Origin of the sequence: uncultured Alcanivorax sp. (assembly GCF_947258575.1) — a bacterium.
GTDB lineage: Bacteria > Pseudomonadota > Gammaproteobacteria > Pseudomonadales > Alcanivoracaceae > Alcanivorax.
The window spans coordinates 147,786-168,966 of the sequence record NZ_CAMYIV010000006.1; the positions used below are offsets into that span (position 1 = coordinate 147,786).

Genomic DNA, 21,181 nt, shown 5'->3' on the forward strand with positions numbered 1-21,181 from the left:
CGCAATGTGCCGTGTCGCCGCTGTAAAAGATGTAGGAGCTATGCTTGCATGGCGAACTGCTTGCCCTGCCAGCGATCGGTTATTAAGCCGGCAGTTAGATAGACTGCAGGAGCGTCGCTTGCGGCGCGATTGACGACGTTAGAATCGCGCCGCGAGCGACGCTCCTACGAAAAGATAGGCTTAATAGCTTCAGAAGCTATGTTGGCTTTTATCGTCAGGCAGGCTTTGCAGCCACTGCCGCAGGCGCTCTTCGGTGAGGGCACCGCTGTGCCCCTGGGTGCTGTCCTCTTCAATCAGATAGCTGCGCGGTAGTTCGCCGTACCAGTTCGGGTCGATTTCCCGGCGCTGGCGGGCGGGGATCGGGTCGGCGAACTGGTAGTTGGGCAGGGCGTCAGTATTATGTCGCTGCAGGGTGGCGGCTACGTCATCGCTGCTGCGCAGGGTGTCTGTGTTGACCAGCACGACGGGCAACGCCTCACCGTCCTGATAAAGGCGGCCCAGCGCGGCCAGTTCGTCATAACAGGGCGGGCAGTCCACCGACCAGAGTACCACCAGCAAGGGCCGTGGTTGCTGGTCAAGAACCTGCTGATAGTCCCCCCGGTGCAGCGGCTCCAGTGCCGTGGCGAAGCAGGATACCGTCAGCAGCGCTATGCAAAGCGCACGGTTTTTCATTGGTGTTCTCCGCTAATCGCTACCAGCTGGTTGCCTTCATCGTCGGTGCGCCAGGCGAGAAAGATCTGTTCGCCATTGCTGATCAACAAGGGGTGATCGGAACCATTTCGGGTGTGCAGCAGGGTGCGTACATGCGCCCAGTGCGCACCGCCATCCCGGGACAGCTTCAAGCGGATAACGCTGCGGTCCCAATCGTCCAGATCCTTCCACACCAATGCCACGGTATCGCCCAGCACCGCCACCTGGCCGTGGGCCGCGGCGGCACCGCCCAGCTTTATTGGCGCATCATTGCTGCGCTGATAAAACAGCCCCTGACGTTTTTTCCCAGCGGTGAACCAGAGCTGATGACGGCGGTTGCCGTCCATGGCCAGGGCCGGACCATGATGAGGGCAGCCGTTGAGTTGCCATTGATCATCGCTGGCCCGTTCGACGGGCTGCGGGGTGGTGGCATCCTGAAAGCGGATCAGGGCGTGGTCGCGGATGCCGCCGGTGAACACCTGGCGATAGAGAATCACTGGCAGACCGCGCTCATCGATGCTCATTGCCAGACGGCAGCATTCGCAGGAATGGGCGGCCAGGCGCAGGTTGCGGGCAAAGCTGGCGCCATGGTCTTTGGAGTGGGTGTAGTAAAGCGCGGCGCCGACATAGTCCTGGCCCGCGTCCTTGGCGTTCTGTTGGTCGCGCTTGTCCACCCACACCAGGAACAGTTCGCCGTTGTCGTTGACGACCATGGCTGGAAAACGGTGGGCGATGGTGCGGCGATCGTCGTTGATGGTCACCGGTTCGCTGAAGCTGTTGCCGCCATCCAGGGAGCGACTGAAACGGATATGCCCGGTCCAGGGTTTGTCCGGTTTTTGGGTCCACAGCAGGTAAATCTGGTTGTCCGGGCCGAAGGCGATTTGCGGGCGGTCTTCGCCCTGATCGTCTACCACCTCCGGTTCCGGGTTGACGATTCTCGGGTGGCCGCCTTGCTGTTGCACGCGGATATGATCTTGCTGATACCAGACCCACCAGAGCTTGCCATCACGGTCGAAGGCCGGGGTCGGAGCCTGGCCGCAGGCGGGGGCAATGCGGTTCTCGCAGGCCATGTTGGTGTTGTGACTGTGGGCAGAATGCGCTGACACTGTGCTCGACATGGCCAGCAGTGTCAGCGTCAGGCAGGCGAGTGCTCGATACGACATCAGTAATCCCAGTTAACTTCGGCAAACAAGGTGCGGCCCGGGTAGGGGTGGAATACGTAGTAGCGATGGTCGGTGACATTATCCATGCCCAGCGCCACGCTGATGTGATTATCCAGTTGGTAGCGCCCGCGTACATCCAGCACCAGATAGTCGTCGGTAAAGCCGAAACCTTCCGCATCGCCGTCGCTGTTATCCAGGCTGTCGTAGGGATCACTGGCATAGCGCAGACCACTGCTCAGGTTCAGTTTTTGCGTGGCCTGATAGCGGGCCAGCAGGTTGGCGCGCCAGCGGGGCACACGGGGGAACTGCTTGCCTTCGGATGCCGGCTGGGCGGCGTTCTCTTCGATGATGGCGCGGGTGTAGGAGACGTTGAAGTCCACGGTCAGGCCCTCTACCCAAAGGTCCGGCCAGTTGGCGATGAACTCGATACCTCTTGAGCGTACCCGGTCGATGTTCTGGAAGTTGTTCACCCCGGTGAAAACGTTGGTCTGCCGGAAGATGGCATCGTCCACATCGTTTTCCCACAGGTTCACGGTCACCGTCGCCGCTGGGAAGAAGTGCTTCACCATCAGATTCTTGCTCAGACCCACCTCGGTTTTCAGGTTCGGGTCGAAGGCCGCGTTGAAGTCACCATTATTATCCAGACTGCCCTGGTAAAGTTCACCCACGGTGGCGAAGCGATGGGCCTTGCCCAGGGACAGGCTGGTGAGCCAGTCGTCGGTGGGCCGATAGCTCAGGCTGGCCTTGGGAGAAAAGGCCTGTTCGTTGCGTTGCGGATAGGCCGCGGAGGCACCGTTCTGGACCAGGCGACCGTCGCTGGCCTGCCACCACTCCTGGCGGCCACCCAGGGTGAGGTCCAGTTTGTCGTTGAGTGCCCATTGGTTTTCGATAAACAGGGCCTGGGTGCGGGTTTCGCCCTGGGAGGCGCTTTTCAGGGTGCGGCCCTGGGTGGTGCGCCACTCGTTGGTGTCGTAGTTGATCTCGTCCAGGCGGTAGCGGTCGATATGGTAACCGAAGGCCACTCGCTGCCCCAGCCAGCCGCCATCGTGGCGATGGCCCAGATTCAGGTCGAAGGTCTGCCAGCCGGTGCCCTGGTCGTCACTGAAGGTGCCGGGGCCGCCTGCCTTGGCCACCGCGAAATCGGTGCCGGAGCGACGGCTGGTGTCGTCCAGTACCCGGTAGTCGGATACGCCGGTCTGGATGTCCCAGCCATTACCCAGCTTGCCATCCACTTCCAGACCAGTGATCAGATCCTGGCTTTGGCTCAGACCCAGCCGCTGGCTGGTGACGGCAAAATCCTCACCATTGATGGTCACATCGCCATTGTAGATCAGGCCGCCATTGGCATCGCGCAGGTAGGTCTGGGGCTTCAGGGTTTCATCGCGACGGTCCAGCCAGGCCAGGGTGAGGCGGGCCTGCAGGTCACGGGTCAGGTCGTAGCCCAGTTTCAGCTTCAAGTTTTGCTCGGTCACCTCACTGCCGCTGGCCGCATTGTAGAGATAACCGCCCTGGGAATAGGGGAAAGCCCCGGTAACTGGCGTGCCGGGATTGGCGCCGGGTCCACGGGTGAGGCCAAAGCTCTGCGGATGGCTTTCGTTTTCCAGTCGGCTGGCGGCCAGCAGCAGGCTCCAGTCCCCTTTGCGATTGCCGACCACGGCGTTCAGCCGATGGCCCAGATATGACTCGTCGGTGCCGTAGTCGTCGAATTCCTGCAAAAAGGTACCGGCACTGAGATGGGCCATCGGCTGGCTGGGCATCGTTGTGTGGAACACGGTGACACCGCCCAGGCTGTTGCCGCTGTAACGGGCAGAGTAGGGACCGTAGAGAATCTCCACCCGGTCGATTTCCCGGGGCTGTACCACATCCCAGCGGGGAGCCGTGCCAAAGTTGGCACCGAGAAAATTACTGAGCAGCAGACCGTCGCTGTAAACCAGTGCGCGCGGGGTCTGGAAGTTGTGCATATCGCGGAAGGTAAGCAGGCCGTTGCGGTCGCCGATTAAGCGTTTCCGTACCATCAGGTTGGGCTGGTACTTGATCACGTCTTCGCTGTCGGCAGTGTTGATGTCCGCCACCTCGTAAGCGGTGATCTGACTGCTCAGCCCCACAGGCTCACTGTCCAGCGCGGAGGCGGACTGGCTGACGGAAATCGTTTCCAGTTCGTTGGCGTGCAATGAGGAAAAACTGCTGAGCAGAATACTGGCGAGAAGACGGCGACGCATATAACCCCCTGATTATGGCGGGGGCATTATTGGCAAAATCGGGGGCGCGGCCAATGCGGCAAAGTGTCGCAGCGGTGAAAGGCAGTGAATAGTTAACAGTTAATAGTGAATAGTTGCGCGAACACGCTTGGTGGTATCTGGACCGCTAGAGCCCGCGCCCAACTTCTGGTTGCGTCCTCCAGCGATTTGAACTCCCTCGAAGCGATCCCGCGCCGCTGTTAACTATTCACTGTTAACTGCTTTCACTCTCTGCGTGACTCCCCCTCAATGGTCACATTGCCATCGTCGTTCCGGCGGGGTGGCTGCTGGAACGGGTTGGGGCCCTGTCCGGTGTGGCTGGTGTAGGTGAAGCCACCGCCTTGCATGGTGGTAAAACCCTGCAGGGTGCCTTTCTCAATGACCTTGCGAGCCATGGCTCGGCGCGAGCCCGGCAGCAGCAGGGCAAAGCCCACCGCATCGGTGATGAAGCCGGGGGTGATCAGCAGGGCGCCGCCGAGCAGCAGCATGATGCCTTCCACCATTTCCTGGCCGGGCATATCGCCCTGTTGCATGCGCTGATTCAATCGCACCCAGGTTTCCAGCCCCTGGCGGCGGAACAGGTAGCTACCCAGCAGGGCAGTGACCACGGTGGCGATGATGGTGATGGGCCAGCCGATCAGGCCGGCGACTTTCGCCAGTACCAGTACTTCCAGCAGGGCAAAAGCGAAGATGAAGAAGAAAATGCGACCGAAACCCATGGGGCGTCCTGTTTTAGCGTATATGCCTACTAAGATGGTGATAGTCAGACAGGGATTCAAGGGGCAGGTTCAGTGGCCGCGGAATCGGTCAGTTGCTGGCGAAGCCAGCGATGGGCGGGGTCCCTGTCCAGGGCAGCAGGCCAGAGCATATAAACGGGCACCGGTGGCACGGTGACCGGGAAGGGCAGGACCTGCAGCTCCAGTGCGTCGGCGTACTGATGGGCCAGGCGCTCCGGCACGGTGGCAATCATGTCCGAACGGGCGCTGACGGCGAGCATGCTGGCAAACTGGGTGACCCGGGCGCCGGCGCGTCGTTGCCAGCCGGGGGCATTGAGAATCAGGTCCAGGGGCAGGCGCCGGTTACGCTCCGGCAGCACCACATGTTCGGCTTTCAGAAAGCGCGACTTGCTGCAGCGGCCCTGTATCTGTGGGTGTCCCCGTCGCGCCACTACCACCAGCGTCTCCTCCAGCAGCACCTTGCGGTGCAGCCGGCTGTCTTCGGGGACGAACGAATCCACGGCCAGGTCGGCATGGGCCTTGTGCAGGGCGTCGGCCATGCCATCGCCGGCAGGGGCTATCTCCAGCATCACATCCGGTGCCTGACGGCGGATCCGCTGCAGCAGCGGTGGCAGCAGCACCATCTCGAAGTAGTCCAGGCTGAGCAGGCGGAACTGGCGTCGGCTGCTGGCTGGATCAAAGCGGTTGCCCGGGTCCAGCGAGTCCCGCAGGGATGTCAGCTGGGGGGCAAGCAGCTGGTGCAGCTCGCGGGCCCGGGGGGTAGGCACCATGCCCTGGCGGGTGCGCACGAAGAGATCGTCGTCCAGGGTGTGGCGCAGGCGCTGCAGTGCCGCACTGATGGCGGGCTGGCTCATCCCCAGCTGGTCTGCGGCCCGGGACAGCTGCCCAGCCTCCATGATGGCATCAAAGACCGGCAGCAGGTTCAGGTCGATACTGCGTAAATTCAGTTTCATGGATATTACTTATATCAAATATCAATTAGGAAAAGGAGTACGCACTGTCTATTTTCTGGGGTGTGCGCAAAACACGCTCAAACCGGAGAATAACAATGGATCAGCAACTTACCGCCTTTGTCACGGCGTTTATTATTCTGACAGCGATCTGGGAAGTGGTTGCCGGCCGCACCCGGGACGGCAAGAAGACCCGGCAGGACTGGAAAATCGCCTTCCTGGCTACCTTGATGATGGTGGTAGTGCAGCGCCCGCTGGTGTTGCTGCTGCTCACCCTGGGCTTATCTGGCCTGTTTCCCGGCAGTGCCGGTTCGCTGGCCTGGCTGGAGGAGCAGTATTTTCTGCCGACGCTGATCGCCTTTTTCTGTATTGAAGAATTCATTCATGGTGCGTTTCACCTGTTCGCCCATAGCCGTCGACCGAAGAACCGACTCCTGCAATGGGTGCAGGCGTTCTACAAGATGAGCCATCGCCCCCACCATCTGGCGGGCGGCCAGGACAACAAGGGGCAACTGTCGGTGACCCAGACCTTTGTGAATGGTTGGGCCTGGTGGCTGATTATGCCGAATTACACCTTCCAGCTGGTGTGTCTGTATCTGGGCCTGGTGGAGGTGTTCCTGGTGGGCACGGCCATCAAGGGTATCTGGGCGGCTCAGACCCATGTGAACTGGAACTGGGATCTCTACTTCCATAATCACAAGTGGGCCTGGGTACGCAAAACCATGTGGGCGCTGGCCCATGTGCTGACCTTCCCGACCCAGCATCACCATCACCATTCGCGCGGCCCCAATTCCGCCAAGAACGTGACGTCCACGCTAGCCATCTATGACTGGCTGATTTTCGGCACCCTGGCCATCGAAAAGGAAAAACCGCAGACCTACGGCTGGCGTCAGAAGCATGACGAGGCCAGCAGTGTACTCAAGCGTTATTTCTTCTGGGATGTGCGCCAATACATGCCCGGTGGGGCGGCGAAAGCGAAAAAGAAGAGCGAAGACAAATTGCCAAAAGCGGCCTGAGAGTCACCGCGCTGATGTTGTAGCGTCTCGTTGCGGGAGAGCACGGGATCTTTACGCCCTGCCGGGTAATAGCCTGGTGGGGCTTTTTCGTTGCTGTCAGTGTCTTGCGTAGGGTGGATCAGCCGCAAGCGTCATCCACCGCTCTTTGCCTTTCTGCGCAATATGATGGTGGATTACGCCTGCGGCTAATTCACCCTACGTTAAGCGATGAGACAAACAAAAAAGCCGCACCTTGCGGCGCGGCTTTTTTGTTGATCGTGTGGCGAAAGCCTCAAACCGTGTTGCAGCTTGAGGCTTGCAGCTTGCGGCTGTTACGCACCCAGCAGCATCTGACCACACACACGCACCACGTTACCGGTCAGGCCCTGAGAGGCCGGGCTGGCAAAGAAGGCGATGGTTTCGGCCACGTCCACTGGCTGACCGCCCTGGTTCATGGCATTCATGCGACGGCCCGCTTCACGGATGGTGAAGGGGATGGCGGCAGTCATCTGGGTTTCGATGAAGCCCGGGGCCACGGCATTGATGGTGATGCCTTTCTCGGCGTACTCGTCCTTGTAGGCGTCGATCATGCCGATCACGGCGGCCTTGGAGGCACCGTAGTTGGTCTGGCCCAGGTTACCGGCGATACCGGCGATGGAGCTGATGGAGATAATGCGGCCACCTTTGCCCATGCCGCCGTCAGCCAGCAGTTTCTCGTTGATACGCAGCTGGCTGGCGATGTTGATGTTCAGCACCATGTCCCAGAATTTCTCCGGCATGTTGCCCAGCATCTTGTCGCGGGTGACACCAGCATTGTGCACGACCACGTCGTAGCCGCCGATGTCCTTGGCCTTGGCGGCGATGGTGGCGGGGGCGTCGTCTGCGGTGATGTCCAGTTCCAGGGTATCGCCACCGATCTGCTCGGCCACCTGGTTCAGGTCGTCGGCCATGGGCGGGATATCCAGCACGGTCACGATGGCGCCGTCACGGGCCAGTACTTCGGCGATGGCGGCACCGATACCACGGGAGCCACCGGTGACCAGGGCTTTCTTGCCGGCCAGCGGCTTGTCCCAGTCAAACTTGGCAGCCTTGAAGCCCGCTTCGGTGGCGCGAACCACCTGGCCGGATACATAGGCAGATTTCGGTGACAGGAAGAAGTGCAGGGGGGACGCCAGTTGCGCTTCTGCGCCTTCGTCTACATACACCAGCTGGGCGGTGGCGCCTTTCTTGATTTCCTTGCCCACGGAGCGGGTGAAACCTTCCAGAGCACGCTGGGCCACACGGGCGGCGCCAGTCTGTTTTTCCGGGGTGCGGCCGATGACTACCACACGAGCACATTTTTCCAGCTTGCGGATTACCGGGTGGAAGAACTCCCACAGGGCTTTCAGCTCATCCGGGTTCTGAATGCCGGTGGCGTCGAATACCAAGCCCTTGAACTTGGCATCGTCTTCGCGGTTGGCGGTGTAGTTGTCCGCGCTCACGCCCAGCTTGCCGGCTTTCTTCTGCAGCTCGGTGGCGTTACCGGTGTTGGCCAGTACCGCGACCTGTGCTTCCGGAGCCCCTTTCAGGGTCGCCAGGACGGTGTCGATACCGGTGGAACCGTTGGCGGCACCCACCAGCACACGGCCCTTGATGAAGGAAGCCTGGCCCGGCTGCCAGCGCTCGAGAATGACCGGAATAGGGAGGTTGATTGCGCCAAACAGCGCCTTGCCCATAGAGGAATTGGCAATCGCCTGATAGGTATCGCTCATGATCCTGTCCTTTGCCATCAGAAGATGAATGTGTCTGGCTACATTAGTGCAACCAGAGCGGGTTTAAAGAGGTGCTGCGGAATGAAGCGTCAAAATCAGACTTCTTTCGTAGGGCATGAGGATCAGCCCTGTCGCACACTGGCGCGTATTGAATCACTGCAATGTGGCGGGTGTATTGACCGGCGCCGGTAGTCAAACAGGCGTTTGAGCCAATGAGGCCGTGCCGGTTGCGGGTAGACTGCGCCCATTCGAGTGAATACTGTAGCGTTTTCACGCTGTCGTTGCTCACCGCCATCTTTAGAGGACATGACTATGCTGGCAGGTAAAGCCGTACGTAAGGTTGCCATTATCGGCGGTAACCGTATCCCGTTTGCCCGTTCCAACTCCGCTTATATCGATACCAGCAACCAGGACATGCTGACTGCTGCCATCGACGGTCTGGTGGATCGTTTCAAGCTGCACGGCGAGAAAATCGACGAAGTGGCTGCCGGTGCTGTGATGAAGCACGCCCGCGACTTTAACCTGGTGCGCGAATCCGTACTGGGTTCCAAGCTGGCCCCGGAAACCCCGGCCTATGACCTGCAGCAAGCCTGCGGTACCGGCCTGGAAGCGGCCATCCTGGTGGCCAACAAGATTGCCCTGGGGCAGATCGATTGCGCCATCGCCGGCGGCGTCGACACTACCTCTGATGCGCCGCTGGGTGTGAACGAAGACGCCCGCAAGGTATTCATGGCCCTGAACCGTGCCAAGACCAACGGCGAGCGCGCCAAGCTGGGCCTGAAGCTGCTCAACCCGAAATCCCTGATGCCCGACATCCCCAAGAATGGCGAGCCGCGCACCGGCCTGTCCATGGGGGAGCACCAGGCGCTGACCGCTAAAGAGTGGGGCATTGCCCGCGAAGATCAGGACGAGCTGGCGTGGAAATCCCACCAGAACCTGGCCAAGTCCTATGAAGATGGCTGGCAGGATGACCTGATCACCCCGTTCAAGGGTCTGGAGCGCGACAACAACATGCGCGGTGATTCCACCCTGGAAAAACTGGCCACCCTGAAGCCCTGCTTCGGCGGCCCGGACGGCACCATGACCCCGGCCAACTCCACCCCGCTGACCGACGGTGCCTCCACGGTACTGCTGGCCACCGAAGAGTGGGCCAAAGAGCGTGGCCTGCCGGTACTGGCCTACCTGACCATCGGTGAAGCCGCTGCCGTGGACTTCATCGGCAAGAAAGAAGGCCTGCTGATGGCCCCGGCCTACGCCGTGCCGAGCATGCTGGACAAGCTGGACCTGACCCTGCAGGACTTCGATTTCTACGAAATCCACGAAGCCTTTGCGTCCCAGGTACTGTCTACCCTGAAATCCTGGGAAGACGAGACCTTCTGCAAGGAAAAACTGGGCCGCAAGAAAGCGCTGGGCAGCATCGATCGCAGCAAGCTGAACGTGAAAGGCTCCTCACTGGCAGCCGGTCACCCGTTCGCTGCTACCGGTGGCCGTATCATCGCCAACGCTGCCAAGCTGCTGAACGAAAAAGGCTCCGGCCGCGCACTGATCTCCGTGTGTGCTGCTGGCGGCCAGGGCGTGGTAGCGATTCTCGAGAAGTAATCGCTGGCATGACTCAGAAAAACCGGCCCTCGGGCCGGTTTTTTTATGCCTGTTCATTACCGGCAATGGGCGTGAGTGGTCCGTGCTGAGTAGCAGGGTGCCAGGAACTCCTTGTCCCTCCCAGGTTCACATACTGTGAACACTATGCGGGAGAGAAGGGATGAAGCGATTGTTTGTGTGGTTGATCGGTGCGCTGAGCATTACGTTGTCAGGCTCGCTATGGGCCGATGAGTTGGCTCTGGATGCCCGCCTTGGGCAGTATGAGTACCCGTTTCCGGTACAGGTTCTGGCCATTGATGCACAACGCCAATCGCTGGACATGGCCTACATGGATGTGGCGCCGAAACAGAGTAACGGGCAGACGGTTCTGTTGTTGCACGGCAAGAATTTTTCCGGCGCCTACTGGGAACGAACCATCACCGAATTGCTGGCCGATGGCTACCGCGTGGTGGTGCCGGACCAGATCGGTTTCGGCAAGTCCTCCAAGCCGGACCATCTACAGTATTCCTTTCAGATGCTGGCAGATCAGACCCGACGGTTGCTGGATAGCCTGAAGGTGGATGATGTCACTGTAGTGGGGCACTCCATGGGTGGCATGCTGGCCACCCGCTTCGCCTTGATGTTTCCTGAGCGCACTCGCTCACTGGTGCTGGTCAATCCCATCGGCCTGGAAGACTGGCAGCACAAGCAGGTGCCGTGGCAGTCCGTGGAGGCCTGGTATCAGGTGGAGTTGAACAAGACCCCGGAGAAGGTCAAAGCCTATATGACCGCCAGCTATTTTGATGGTCAGTGGAAGGAGGCCTATGACCCGCTGCTGACCCTGCAACAGGGCTGGATGCGTGGCCCGGATTACCCCCGTATTGCCTGGAATTCGGCGTTGCACTACGAGATGATTTTCAGCCAACCAGTGGTGCAGGATTTTGACCGCCTTACGGTGCCCACGCTGCTTGTTATCGGTACCCGTGATCGTACTGCCCTGGGACGAAACCGGGCTCCCGAGGAAATTCGTGAGACTCTGGGCCGCTACGACCAGCTGGGCCAGAAAACCGTGCAGCGCATACCCGATGCCACCCTGGTGGAACTGGAGGGCATTGGGCATGTACCCCAGTTCGAAGCCTTTGATCGCTATATGGCGGCGCTACGGACATTTCTGCAACAAAGTCGTTAGCCGATCATGTTGAAGGGGCCAGGGCGGCCATGATCAGCGCCACTGACTGTTCGCTGACGGCCTCTATATCTTCCCGGTTGACGTAGATACCATCGATCAGCAGGCGGCACAGGCCATGGACGGTGGCCCAACTGGCCTGAGCCACACGCAGGGGATCAGTATCGGCAGGAAGTCGGCCCTGCAGCTGGCTCCCCAGCCGTTCGGCATAGTTACGGAAGCTGCGGTAGGCCACCGCCTTCAGTTCCTCGGTGGGTTCCCCACTTTTCCAGATGGTGCGCCCGAACATCAGCTCGTACTGTTCCGGGTGCTCGGTGGCAAAGCGAAGATACTCGCGGACAAAGTGCTGAATCCGTTCTTTCGAACCTTCCCCCTGTAATTGCCGCCCGATCATTTCATCCAGTTGGCTGAACGCCTGGGTCGCCAGGGCGCAGAGCAGGACATTCTTGTCACGGAAATGGTGGTAGGGTGCGGTACGAGAGACGCCGGCCCGTTCCGCGAGCTTGCGCAGGGACAGGCCGTCAATGCCGTCTTCGTCCAGCAGCCGGTTGGCCTCCCGGAGCAGGGTGGAATGCAGGTCACCGTGGTGATAGCGCGCGGGTCGTGACATGAAAATGATCCTGGCGTGATTATCCTGTGGCAAGTTACCCACCCGATAGAGTCTGCGGTGGTGCCCACTCAGCGAAGCCGGTGTTCTCTGTGGTAAAAATGCCTATTCTGTTTGAGCGCTAGTTTCAGCAATAATCTTGACAGTGTCAAAATAAGCCATTAACTTGACGCCGTCCAGATAATTAACGCGTAGCCATCTCTGGTGACGATACGGAGCACACACCATGACAGCCGACCGCTATTCCAACCTGCTTTCCCCCCTGGATCTGGGCCATACCCAGCTCAAGAACCGGGTGATCATGGGGTCCATGCACACCGGTCTGGAAGACCGTTTCTGGCAATTTCCCAAGCTCGCGGCTTACTTTGCCGAGCGTGCCCGTGGTGGTGTTGGCTTGATCGTTACCGGTGGCTTCAACCCGAACAAGAAAGGGTGGTTCTACCCGTTTTCTGGGCTGTTCAACAGCCGCTTTGATGTGATGAATCACCGCAAGGTCACCGATGCGGTGCACCGGGAAGGGGGCAAGATTGCCTTGCAGGTGCTTCATGCTGGTCGCTATAGCTACCACCCGTTCTCCCGTTCTGCCTCGGCGATCAAGAGCCCGATCAACCCGTTCAAGCCCAAGGCCATGTCCACCAAGGAAGTGGAGCAGACGGTGAAAGATTTTGCCCACACTGCCTACCTGGCCAAGAAAGCCGGCTATGACGGTGTGGAAATCATGGGGTCCGAAGGTTATCTGATTAACCAGTTCACCGCACCGCGCACCAACAAACGCAAGGACAAGTACGGCGGCAATGCGGAAAACCGTCGTCGTTTCCCGGTGGAAATCGTCCGCGAAACCCGCAAGCGTTGTGGCGACGATTTCATCATCATGTTCCGCATGTCGGTGATCGATCTGGTGCCGGAAGGCTCCACCCGTGAAGAAGTGCTGGAACTGGCCAAGGCCCTGGAAGCGGCCGGTAGCAGCCTGCTGAATTCGGGTATCGGTTGGCACGAGGCCCGTGTGCCTACCATCGTCACCTCCGTGCCCCGGGCTGCCTTTGCCGAAGCCACCCGTCAGGTGAAAGAGGTGGTGTCCATTCCGGTGGTCGCCTCCAACCGCATCAACGATCCAGATGTAGCAGAAGAGATTCTCAAGAGCGGTCAGGCGGATGCGGTGTCCATGGCCCGACAGTTGCTGGCGGACCCGGACTTCGTGAAAAAGACAGAACAGGGCAAGGCCGACGAGATCAACACCTGCATCGCCTGTAACCAGGCCTGTCTGGATCACACCTTCCAGCTCAAGCGGGCGTCCTGTCTGGTTAATCCCCGTGCCTGTCACGAAACCGAACTGCTTTATCTGCGCACTGCCAAGCCGAAGAAGGTGGCGGTGGTCGGCGCCGGCCCGGCGGGCCTGTCCTGTGCCACTGTGGCGGCAGAGCGGGGCCACGATGTGACCCTGTTTGATCAGGCCGGTGAGATCGGTGGCCAGTTCAACATGGCCAAGGTGGTGCCGGGCAAGGAAGAATTCCACAACACTATTCGTTATTTCAACAAGCGTATCGAAAACACCGGCGTGACGCTGAAACTCAATACCCGGGTGGCAGTGGCAGACCTGCAGGCCCAGGGTTTTGATGAAATCGTTATCGCTACGGGTGTGCTGCCGCGCACGCCGGGTATTCCCGGCATTGATCACCCCAAGGTGCTGTCCTATGTGGATGTACTGCGTGGCAAGGCCCAGGTAGGTGAAAAAGTGGCGGTAATCGGTGCCGGCGGTATCGGTTTTGATGTGTCTGAATTCCTGGCTGAACACCCCCGTGACGGCGAGCAACCTTTGCCGGAGTGGATGAAGGAATGGGGCGTGGACATGGATAGCGATGCACCCGGTGGCCTGGTGGAGCCGGAGGTGGAAAAGCCCGCCCGGCAGATCACGCTGCTGCAACGCAAGCCGACCCCGCTGGGCAAGGACCTGGGCAAGACCTCCGGCTGGGTACACCGCGCCACCCTGAAATCGCGCAACGTGGACATGCTGAAAGGCTGCAGCTACGAGAAAATCGATGACGCCGGCCTGCATATCAAGATCGGCGAGGAAAGCCGGGTGCTGGATGTGGATCACGTGGTGATCTGTGCCGGTCAGGAATCCCTGCGCGAGCTGTATCAGGAAGAAGCAAAAAACTTCCACCTGATCGGTGGCGCCGACCTGGCCGCAGAGCTAGACGCCAAACGTGCAATCCGCCAGGGCGCCGAGGTAGCCGCCGCCCTTTAAGGAATGCCGCTTCTACAAAAAAGCCCTTGCCGGCAAATCTCGGCAAGGGCTTTTTTTGTTTTTCGCTATTAACTATTCACTGTTAACTATTAATTGCTTCTCAGCTGTTTGCCCGCAACCGCCGGGTCTTGAAGCTGCCAATCCCCATCTCGGTGATCACCTTGAACAACGACAGCAGGACGCTCTCATCCGGTTTCGGGTCCTGCCCCTTGCCCATGCGATGCAGCTGCCGGGAAAACCAGGAGACTTCCATCATGGCCATTTCGTCGATCATCTTGATGCCGGTCTTGCGCGGTGTGACCCGGCTGATGACCCCTTCCTGGCCGGCGAGAATGCGGTTGGCCAGATCCGGTTCCACGGCCAGGGGGCGGGCAATGCCGACCAGGTCGGTGGCACCGCTTTCCACGGCCTGCGCCATGGCCTGGGCGGAGCGGAAGCCGCCGGTGACCATCAGTGGCGTGGAGACCCGCTTGCGAATCGCCTGGGCGTAATCCAGGAAATAGGCTTCCCGTTTAACCGTGCTTTCGCGTACGCCCCTGGCGCCGGCCATGGCCGGGTTTTCGTAGTTACCCCCGGAAATCTCCAGTAGATCCAGGCCTTCATTTGCCAGCGTTTCCGCCACGGTCATGGATTCTTCTTCGGTGAAACCGCCACGCTGGAAATCTGCAGAGTTGAGTTTGATGCTTACCGGGTAATCCGGGCCAACGGCGTCGCGGATGGCGCGATAGATTTCCAGCGGGAAACGCATGCGGTTTTCCAGGGAGCCGCCCCATTTGTCAGTGCGACGGTTATGGTGGCCGGACAGGAACTGGCTGACCAGGTAGCCATGGGCGCCATGAATCTGCACGCCGGTGAAGCCGGCCTTCTTCGCCAGCGCGGAGCTGGTAGCGAAACGGCGGATGATGTCGAAGATTTCGTCTTCGCTGAGCGCACGCGGCGTCTTGAAGGCGCTTTTGAGTTCCTTGCCGAAGGGGACGGCGGAGGGCGCCAGGGTGTCACCGCTGGCCAGCATGCGCGGGATCTGTTTGCCCGGGTGGTTGAGTTGTACCCAGATATCGTTGCCCTGGCTTTTACCGGCGTCGGCCCAGCGTTTCAGCAGGGTCATATCGCGTTCATCTTCCAGTACCACATTACGGGGCTCGCCGGTGTGGTTGCGGTCGACCATGATGTTGCCGGTAATCAGCAGCCCGGTGCCGCCCTGGGCCCAGCGACCGTAGAGCCGCTCCAGCGCCGGGGTGACATGATTATCGATGGTGCCCAGCGCTTCGCTCATGGCAGATTTGGCGAAGCGATTCTTCAGCGTTATTCCGCAGGGCAGGGCCAGTGATTGCCCGAGAGTGTCCGCGTGGCTCACGATTGTCCTCCAGCGACCTGTGCAGGTCAGCAGCTATATAGTTTGATGATGGTCAAACTATAAGTTAGTTTTATACCCGTCAAACTGTTTTGTGGGGAGGTGCCGGTTTTGGCACGGAAAGACATATCGGAGAGCTCGGCGGAGCAGTTGGCAGCGGCCTTTCGGGCCCTGTCCAATCCTAACCGCTTGCGAATCTACCAGGTGATTCTGGAGCATTGCCGGGCCCATGGTCATGCGGATCTGGCGAAAGTGCCGGCGGGTTGTGCCTTCGGGGACTTCATGCAGCGTCTCAATATCGGTGCCCCCACGGTATCCCACCATGTGCGTGAACTGGTGGAGGCCGGGCTGATCCGGGTGGAGCGGGAAGGGCGGCGGCGTTATTGCCATGCCCAACCGCAAATGCTGGCTACCCTGGCGCATTTTTTCGAATTATAAGGAGAGAGCAGAATGACAGCAGACCAGTGGGCGTTGTGGGGCTGTGGGATTTACTTTCTGACCGGCCTGCTGACCGGGGTGTGGAAGTACTGGCAGGTGGCTACCAGTGAAAAGGGGCGTGCCCATTACTACGTGGATGTGGCGCACCGGGCTAGCCTGATGTACGCCTTTGCCTGTCTGGTGCTGGAGCGGTTTGCGTTACTTAGCGTCTGGGACGACTGGATCAATACGTTGGCCGTTCTGGCGAGCCTGCTGTTCTTCGGCCTGGCCATTGGCAGTTATATTCTCCACGGTTTTCTGCAGGACACCCGTAACCAGTTGCAACGGCCCCACCGGCTGGGCGGCGGCAGTGTGCCGGAGTTGGCCATGTCCACATTCATGGTGTCGTTGATCGTGGCCGAGGTAGGTGGCTTCGCGGTGTTGTTTGCGGGGTTTGTGATGCGTTGACGCCACGCCCGTGATGGGCGCGGCGTATGCCGGGCTCAGGCCAGGCGGTTCTTTTCGGTGATCTGGCCGTTCAAGGTCCAGAAATCGTAGAGAATGCCCAGCCCGAACAGCCCGGCGGTAAGCAGATAGATGATGCCGGTGATCACCTTACCCATGTAGAAACGGTGGATGCCGAAGATGCCCAGGAAGGTGAGCAGAACCCAGCCGATGTTGTAGTCGATGCTACCGGGTTCGTAGCGTTCGTCCGCCGCATCATCCATCCCCGGGATCAGGAACAGATCGATGATCCAGCCGATGAAAAACAGGCCCAGGGTAAAGAACCAGATAGTGCCGGTGATCTGGCGACCATAGTAAAAGCGATGGGCGCCCATGAAACCGAAAATCCACAGCAGATAGCCGATCACCTTGCTGTGCGTGTCCTGATTTTGCATTTTTCTTATCCCCTTAAAGGTCGACTTTCAGAGCCGCACTGGCGGCATTGGCCTTGTCACGCGCTTCCTGGATGGATTCTCCCCGCGCCAGGGCAACACCCAGGCGGCGGCTGCCTTTGACTTCCGGTTTGCTGAACAAGCGAACTTCTGTTTCCGGTTGGGCCAGGGCCTTGTCCAGCCCACTGTAACGCATCTCTGTGGATTCCCCTTGCACCAACAGTACCGAGGACGCGCTGGGGCCGCGTTGTTCGATATCCGGAATCGGCAGACCAAGAATAGCACGGGCATGAAGCGCGAATTCTGACAGGTTTTGCGACAGCAAGGTCACCAGCCCGGTGTCATGGGGGCGGGGAGAGACTTCGCTGAAGTAGACCTGATCACCCTTGATAAACAGCTCTACACCAAAAATGCCCATGCCGCCCAGGGCTTCGGTGATGGCACCGGCGACCTCTTTCGAGGCCTGCAGTGCTTTTTCGCTCATGGGCTGTGGTTGCCAGGATTCCTGATAATCGCCGTTTTCCTGGCGATGGCCGATGGGTGCGCAGTAAGTGGTGGCATAGCGGGTGCCATCCCGGTGGCGCACGGTTAGCAGGGTGATTTCATAATCGAAATCCACAAAGCCTTCCACGATCACCCGACCCTCTCCGGCGCGGCCACCGGATTGGGCGTAGTCCCAGGCGGTCTGGATATCCGTTTGTGTTTTCACTGTGCTCTGGCCCTTGCCGGAGGAACTCATCACCGGTTTGACCACGCAGGGCAGGCCGATGTCGGCAACGGCCTGCTGGTAGTCTTCCAGGGTTTCTGCAAAGCGGTAGGGGGAGGTGGGCAGGGATAATTCCTCTGCCGCCAGCCGGCGAATACCTTCGCGATTCATGGTCAGCTTTGCCGCCCGGGCAGTGGGCACTACGGTAAAGCCTTCGCTTTCCAGTTGTACCAGTTCGTCGGTGGCGATAGCTTCGATCTCCGGCACGATCAGCGTTGGCTTCTCCTGTTCCACCAACTGGCGCAGGGCAGCACCGTCGAGCATGTTGATGACATGGCTACGCTGGGCCACCTGCATGGCAGGAGCGTGATCATAGCGGTCCACGGCGATCACTTCGCAGCCATAACGGATCAGTTCGATGGCCACTTCCCGGCCCAATTCGCCGCTGCCCAGCAGCATGACGCGGGTGGCGTTGTCGGTAAAAGGCGTTCCGATGGATGTCATAACAGCTCTCAATGCGATTGATGGCATGATTGTAACGAAATGGGGTGTTGGTGCTAGCCCGGACTTTTCATCCAATGCCATGTAGTAGGCGAGTGATAAAGTGCCGCCAGTGCGTTCAGCCAGCGCAGCGACAGGCTGGATGCCTTTTCAAGCTGTCTGGGCGCGCTGGCGGTGCTTTAGCGCTCGTCTAATGCATGGCAAGCGTGAGATACCAAATGGAATCTACTCTAAAATGGCTTTCTGTCTTGTATAGTAGTGCCAAACCCGAATTGAGGAGCGTTTGGGTGAGAAATCCGGGCTAGGGCTTGCTGGGACATACCATTGCCGCGCAACCATCAGGATAGAGCCATGAACGACGACATTTGGATGCAGCGGGCACTGGAGTTGGCCCGGCAGGGCGCCGAGGTGGGTGAAGTCCCCGTGGGAGCGGTGCTGGTTCGCGAGGATCAGGTACTGGGAGAAGGCTTCAATCAACCCATCACCGGCCATGACCCCACCGCCCATGCCGAGGTGGTGGCATTACGCGCCGCCGCCGATGCCGAGCAGAATTACCGCTTACCGGGAAGCACGCTGTACGTGACCCTGGAGCCGTGCACCATGTGTTTCGGCGCGCTGGTACATGCCCGTGTTGCTCGCCTGGTCTATGCGGCCAAAGAGCCCCGTGCGGGTGTCTGCGAGAGTCAGTTGCAGTTACCGCAAGTGGATTTTTACAACCACAAATTGCTGGTAGAGGGGGGAGTGATGGAGGCTGAGAGTGCCGCCATGCTGAAGGCGTTTTTTGCTGCTCGCCGCAAGGGGTGAGCTGTGTGTAGGGTGCACTGAGCCTCAGGCGAACTGCACCATTCAAACGCCGGGGTGGTGCAGTTCGCTTAGGCTCAGTGCACCCTACGGTTTCGGACAGGCTTGAGAGTTTTTGAGCATAAAAAAAGGGCCGGCAAATGCCGGCCCTTTTTTATTCAGGAAAGGCTCTTATTGGTACTGAGCTTCCTGGGTAGTGGCCTTCATGATGGCTTCTACGCGACGGTTTTCCGCGCGGCCTTCACTGGTGCCGTTGTCGGCGATCGGCTTCTCTTCACCGTAGCCTTCAGTGGTGATGCGGTCAGTGCTGATGGTGAACTCTTCCACCAGAACTTTCTTCACTGCATCAGCACGCTTCTTGGAGAGCGACTTGTTGTAGCTCGCTGCACCAGTGCTGTCGGTGTGACCTTCGAGTACCAGGTTGGCAGAGGGATACTTGCGCATCTCTTCAGCCAGACGCTCCAACTCGGGGTAGGAAGTCTGACGGACCTCAGCCTTGTCCAGGCCGAACTCAACGTACAGGGTTTCCTTAACGTCTTTTTCCAGATACTGCTGACAGCCTTTGTCGTCTACCAGTGCACCAGCCGGGGTGTCCGGGCATTCGTCGGCACTGTTAACTACGCCGTCACCGTCGTCGTCCAGTTCGCAGCCAGTTGCATCAACCTGGGCACCTGCAGGAGTGTTGGCACACTGATCACGATCATCAGGCACGCCATCACCGTCGCTGTCGGTTACCACGTTCTCAACGACCGGAGCGGGTTCTTCTTCTTTCTCGGATGCACCGATCAGGAAGTTCAGGCCAGCATAGACTTCAGCGTCCCAACGTTCGGTACGGAAGCTGTAGTAGGGACGAGCGCCCACGTCCAGCATGAAGTGCGGGTGCAGCATGGTCTGGAAACCGGTTTCCAGAGTACCGATGGTTTCCTTGAAATCATTGGAGCTGTCGCTGGTCGGCTCGGTGCGGAACTCACCGGCACCAATACCCACATAGGGTTCGAACGCGGAGTTGCCGGCAAAGTGCTTACGCAGCGTGCCGTGAGCAATGTTGATGTCCGCATCGCCAAGCAGATCGGTGTTGGAGTTGTTACGCTCCCACCAACCCTGGAAAGACCAGTCACGGTTGAAACGGTAGCCCATCTGGGCACCGGGAAGGGTTACACTGTTTTCACTGGTGTTCTCGTCGTAGTGATCACCGATATCAATCCAGTTTTCACTGATGTGACCACCAAAGTAGAAATAACGCTCGGGGATTTCGTCAGCAGTGACCGCAGTGGTCGCAGTGACGGATGCGCAAGCAATACTAGCCGCCAAAAAATGTTTAGCGTTCATAAGCTCCTTCCTTGTTTTGTCCAAATAGGCAGTACAAACACGGGGTCAGTGTTGTGCAGCCTGTCTCCCATGTAAATCCTCACATGACAGATTAATAAAAAAATTTACAAATATGGAAATTGTTTGGTAGCGGGAGGTCTTTATTTTGTAATTATCTAGTGTAAAAGCATTACTTTTTATTTTTTGGGTAAGCTTTAAAGGTTGTTTCTTGGCGGATCAGAACGGTCGCGTCCTTCGTTTCGGTTTTGATAAAGCGCGTAGTCGGCTTCGTTTAGTAGCGGGTTGATACTGCGACCACTGTTTTCTGTACTGGCAACGCCGATTTTTGCGCTTATTTTGACATTTTCCTGTTGCATGTCTTCAGGTTGCTCGCTGGTAAGCCTGATGCCGGCGGTGAGAGCGCGCAGACCTTCGCCCATGCGCGCGGCATCGTCATAGCTGGTGTGCGGGAGTACCAGCAGGAACTGGGCACCGTCGAAGCGCCCGAACAGGTCGCTTTCGCGAATTTTTTCACGAATACAGTCGGCAAACAGGCGCAGCGCCTTCTCGCCAGTGTGACGTCCGTACTCATCCAGCAACTGGGTGAAGTCGTTGATCTCGAGCAGCAGGATGGACACGGTGTAGTTGTGTCTCTGACTCAGCGCCAGTTCTCTTTCCAGCATGCTGAGCAGGTGAGGGCGGTTAAACAGACCAGTGAGATGGTCTTCCCGGGCAAGCTGTTGCAGCTGGTGGTTCTGTCGATCCAGAGACATCAACCGGCTGCCTACCAGGTAGAGAGGGGGCGGCAGTAGCAGCAGCGGTAGCAGAGTGGCCAGTACCAGAGCGGAAAGCCAGTCCCTTTCGCCAACCACAAGAATGGCGATGCTGGTAAGCACCAGAGAAAGTAGCACGGCACTGAGCGTAATCAGCAGGGTGCCCTTCAGCGAGGAGGCACGGTCGTGCCGACTGGTCTGCCTGGCAGAAGAGGCCACCACATGGAACAGCTTGGACATGCTGTGATATCCCCAAACAAGATATTGATTTTTATCTAATCAGTATCCC

General features: G+C 59.0%; 19 protein-coding genes. 7 read left to right on the forward strand and 12 right to left on the reverse strand.

The window, feature by feature from the left end; translation table 11 throughout:
- Positions 1 to 189: 189 nt before the first annotated feature.
- The 5 genes from Q0Y02_RS07245 to Q0Y02_RS07265 all read right to left on the reverse strand — a co-directional run bounded on the left by Q0Y02_RS07245 (position 190) and on the right by Q0Y02_RS07265 (position 5,780).
- Positions 190 to 672 (reverse strand): redoxin domain-containing protein, encoded by a 483-nt coding sequence (locus Q0Y02_RS07245; protein WP_297766507.1) that lies wholly within the window; start codon positions 670 to 672, stop codon positions 190 to 192.
- Positions 669 to 1,853 (reverse strand): sialidase family protein, encoded by a 1,185-nt coding sequence (locus tag Q0Y02_RS07250; RefSeq protein ID WP_297766510.1) that lies wholly within the window; start codon positions 1,851 to 1,853, stop codon positions 669 to 671. The genes Q0Y02_RS07245 and Q0Y02_RS07250 overlap by 4 nt, the downstream gene beginning before the upstream one ends.
- The gene (locus tag Q0Y02_RS07255) at positions 1,853 to 4,072 is read right to left on the reverse strand and encodes a TonB-dependent receptor (protein WP_297766513.1); all 2,220 of its coding nucleotides are present in this window, start codon (positions 4,070 to 4,072) and stop codon (positions 1,853 to 1,855) included. Before Q0Y02_RS07255 ends, Q0Y02_RS07250 begins: the two co-directional genes overlap by 1 nt.
- Before the next feature lie 242 nt (positions 4,073 to 4,314).
- Positions 4,315 to 4,809: an FxsA family protein gene (locus Q0Y02_RS07260; protein ID WP_297766515.1), complete on the reverse strand. Its 495-nt coding sequence runs from the start codon at positions 4,807 to 4,809 to the stop codon at positions 4,315 to 4,317.
- Between the two features lie 56 nt (positions 4,810 to 4,865).
- Positions 4,866 to 5,780: a LysR substrate-binding domain-containing protein gene (locus tag Q0Y02_RS07265; protein WP_297766518.1), complete on the reverse strand. Its 915-nt coding sequence runs from the start codon at positions 5,778 to 5,780 to the stop codon at positions 4,866 to 4,868.
- Positions 5,781 to 5,875: 95 nt separating this feature from the next.
- On the opposite strand from Q0Y02_RS07265, the gene Q0Y02_RS07270 reads away from it, so the two are divergent.
- On the forward strand, positions 5,876 to 6,793 hold the full coding sequence (locus Q0Y02_RS07270) for a sterol desaturase family protein (protein ID WP_297766521.1): 918 nt from the start codon (positions 5,876 to 5,878) through the stop codon (positions 6,791 to 6,793).
- A gap of 311 nt (positions 6,794 to 7,104) precedes the next feature.
- Here Q0Y02_RS07270 and Q0Y02_RS07275 read toward each other — a convergent pair whose 3' ends face one another.
- Entirely contained in the window at positions 7,105 to 8,523 is a 1,419-nt protein-coding gene (locus Q0Y02_RS07275) for a 3-oxoacyl-ACP reductase (protein ID WP_297766524.1), read from the reverse strand.
- A 312-nt stretch (positions 8,524 to 8,835) separates the two neighbouring features.
- Here Q0Y02_RS07275 and Q0Y02_RS07280 point away from each other — a divergent pair, with 312 nt between their 5' ends.
- A complete protein-coding gene (locus tag Q0Y02_RS07280; protein ID WP_272980385.1) occupies positions 8,836 to 10,122 on the forward strand; it encodes an acetyl-CoA C-acetyltransferase in 1,287 nt (428 codons plus the stop codon).
- Positions 10,123 to 10,282: 160 nt separating this feature from the next.
- A complete protein-coding gene (locus Q0Y02_RS07285; protein WP_297766530.1) occupies positions 10,283 to 11,290 on the forward strand; it encodes an alpha/beta hydrolase in 1,008 nt (335 codons plus the stop codon).
- Positions 11,291 to 11,294: 4 nt separating this feature from the next.
- Here the strand turns inward: Q0Y02_RS07285 and Q0Y02_RS07290 are convergent, their stop codons facing one another.
- The gene (locus Q0Y02_RS07290; RefSeq protein WP_297766532.1) at positions 11,295 to 11,897 is read right to left on the reverse strand and encodes a TetR/AcrR family transcriptional regulator; all 603 of its coding nucleotides are present in this window, start codon (positions 11,895 to 11,897) and stop codon (positions 11,295 to 11,297) included.
- 223 nt (positions 11,898 to 12,120) lie between these two features.
- Here Q0Y02_RS07290 and Q0Y02_RS07295 point away from each other — a divergent pair, with 223 nt between their 5' ends.
- Positions 12,121 to 14,139: an NADPH-dependent 2,4-dienoyl-CoA reductase gene (locus tag Q0Y02_RS07295; protein ID WP_297766534.1), complete on the forward strand. Its 2,019-nt coding sequence runs from the start codon at positions 12,121 to 12,123 to the stop codon at positions 14,137 to 14,139.
- 100 nt (positions 14,140 to 14,239) lie between these two features.
- Here the strand turns inward: Q0Y02_RS07295 and Q0Y02_RS07300 are convergent, their stop codons facing one another.
- Positions 14,240 to 15,493 carry an NADH:flavin oxidoreductase/NADH oxidase family protein gene (locus Q0Y02_RS07300; protein WP_297766536.1) on the reverse strand — a complete coding sequence of 418 codons (1,254 nt, stop codon included), beginning with the start codon at positions 15,491 to 15,493 and terminating at the stop codon, positions 14,240 to 14,242.
- Positions 15,494 to 15,592: 99 nt separating this feature from the next.
- Between Q0Y02_RS07300 and Q0Y02_RS07305 the strand changes: the two genes are divergently transcribed.
- Positions 15,593 to 15,928 carry a metalloregulator ArsR/SmtB family transcription factor gene (locus tag Q0Y02_RS07305; protein WP_297766538.1) on the forward strand — a complete coding sequence of 112 codons (336 nt, stop codon included), beginning with the start codon at positions 15,593 to 15,595 and terminating at the stop codon, positions 15,926 to 15,928.
- 12 nt (positions 15,929 to 15,940) lie between these two features.
- Entirely contained in the window at positions 15,941 to 16,375 is a 435-nt protein-coding gene (locus tag Q0Y02_RS07310) for a hypothetical protein (protein WP_062817866.1), read from the forward strand.
- A gap of 35 nt (positions 16,376 to 16,410) precedes the next feature.
- Here the strand turns inward: Q0Y02_RS07310 and Q0Y02_RS07315 are convergent, their stop codons facing one another.
- Both Q0Y02_RS07315 and purT read right to left on the reverse strand, forming a co-directional pair.
- Complete coding sequence (locus tag Q0Y02_RS07315; RefSeq protein ID WP_035246668.1) at positions 16,411 to 16,806, reverse strand: TM2 domain-containing protein; 396 nt, start codon at positions 16,804 to 16,806, stop codon at positions 16,411 to 16,413.
- 13 nt (positions 16,807 to 16,819) lie between these two features.
- Complete coding sequence (gene purT, locus Q0Y02_RS07320; RefSeq protein WP_297766546.1) at positions 16,820 to 18,013, reverse strand: formate-dependent phosphoribosylglycinamide formyltransferase; 1,194 nt, start codon at positions 18,011 to 18,013, stop codon at positions 16,820 to 16,822.
- A gap of 348 nt (positions 18,014 to 18,361) precedes the next feature.
- Here purT and tadA point away from each other — a divergent pair, with 348 nt between their 5' ends.
- Positions 18,362 to 18,814 carry a tRNA adenosine(34) deaminase TadA gene (tadA, locus tag Q0Y02_RS07325; RefSeq protein WP_297766550.1) on the forward strand — a complete coding sequence of 151 codons (453 nt, stop codon included), beginning with the start codon at positions 18,362 to 18,364 and terminating at the stop codon, positions 18,812 to 18,814.
- 168 nt (positions 18,815 to 18,982) lie between these two features.
- Here the strand turns inward: tadA and Q0Y02_RS07330 are convergent, their stop codons facing one another.
- Positions 18,983 to 20,140: an OmpA family protein gene (locus Q0Y02_RS07330; protein ID WP_297766554.1), complete on the reverse strand. Its 1,158-nt coding sequence runs from the start codon at positions 20,138 to 20,140 to the stop codon at positions 18,983 to 18,985.
- 194 nt (positions 20,141 to 20,334) lie between these two features.
- A complete protein-coding gene (locus Q0Y02_RS07335; RefSeq protein WP_297766558.1) occupies positions 20,335 to 21,132 on the reverse strand; it encodes a GGDEF domain-containing protein in 798 nt (265 codons plus the stop codon).
- Between the last annotated feature and the right edge of the window lie 49 nt (positions 21,133 to 21,181).

What these genes read in the sequence shown, in the direction of transcription:
- Q0Y02_RS07265 (WP_297766518.1), bottom strand. Translation starts at nt 5,780, where the DNA reads ATGAAACTGAATTTACGCAGTATCGACCTGAACCTGCTGCCGGTCTTT.
- Q0Y02_RS07250 (WP_297766510.1), bottom strand. Translation starts at nt 1,853, where the DNA reads ATGTCGTATCGAGCACTCGCCTGCCTGACGCTGACACTGCTGGCCATG.
- Q0Y02_RS07280 (WP_272980385.1), top strand. Translation starts at nt 8,836, where the DNA reads ATGCTGGCAGGTAAAGCCGTACGTAAGGTTGCCATTATCGGCGGTAAC.
- Q0Y02_RS07245 (WP_297766507.1), bottom strand. Translation starts at nt 672, where the DNA reads ATGAAAAACCGTGCGCTTTGCATAGCGCTGCTGACGGTATCCTGCTTC.
- Q0Y02_RS07285 (WP_297766530.1), top strand. Translation starts at nt 10,283, where the DNA reads ATGAAGCGATTGTTTGTGTGGTTGATCGGTGCGCTGAGCATTACGTTG.
- Q0Y02_RS07295 (WP_297766534.1), top strand. Translation starts at nt 12,121, where the DNA reads ATGACAGCCGACCGCTATTCCAACCTGCTTTCCCCCCTGGATCTGGGC.
- Q0Y02_RS07335 (WP_297766558.1), bottom strand. Translation starts at nt 21,132, where the DNA reads ATGTCCAAGCTGTTCCATGTGGTGGCCTCTTCTGCCAGGCAGACCAGT.
- Q0Y02_RS07310 (WP_062817866.1), top strand. Translation starts at nt 15,941, where the DNA reads ATGACAGCAGACCAGTGGGCGTTGTGGGGCTGTGGGATTTACTTTCTG.
- tadA (WP_297766550.1), top strand. Translation starts at nt 18,362, where the DNA reads ATGAACGACGACATTTGGATGCAGCGGGCACTGGAGTTGGCCCGGCAG.
- Q0Y02_RS07260 (WP_297766515.1), bottom strand. Translation starts at nt 4,809, where the DNA reads ATGGGTTTCGGTCGCATTTTCTTCTTCATCTTCGCTTTTGCCCTGCTG.
- Q0Y02_RS07270 (WP_297766521.1), top strand. Translation starts at nt 5,876, where the DNA reads ATGGATCAGCAACTTACCGCCTTTGTCACGGCGTTTATTATTCTGACA.
- Q0Y02_RS07275 (WP_297766524.1), bottom strand. Translation starts at nt 8,523, where the DNA reads ATGAGCGATACCTATCAGGCGATTGCCAATTCCTCTATGGGCAAGGCG.
- purT (WP_297766546.1), bottom strand. Translation starts at nt 18,013, where the DNA reads ATGACATCCATCGGAACGCCTTTTACCGACAACGCCACCCGCGTCATG.
- Q0Y02_RS07290 (WP_297766532.1), bottom strand. Translation starts at nt 11,897, where the DNA reads ATGTCACGACCCGCGCGCTATCACCACGGTGACCTGCATTCCACCCTG.
- Q0Y02_RS07330 (WP_297766554.1), bottom strand. Translation starts at nt 20,140, where the DNA reads ATGAACGCTAAACATTTTTTGGCGGCTAGTATTGCTTGCGCATCCGTC.
- Q0Y02_RS07315 (WP_035246668.1), bottom strand. Translation starts at nt 16,806, where the DNA reads ATGCAAAATCAGGACACGCACAGCAAGGTGATCGGCTATCTGCTGTGG.
- Q0Y02_RS07255 (WP_297766513.1), bottom strand. Translation starts at nt 4,072, where the DNA reads ATGCGTCGCCGTCTTCTCGCCAGTATTCTGCTCAGCAGTTTTTCCTCA.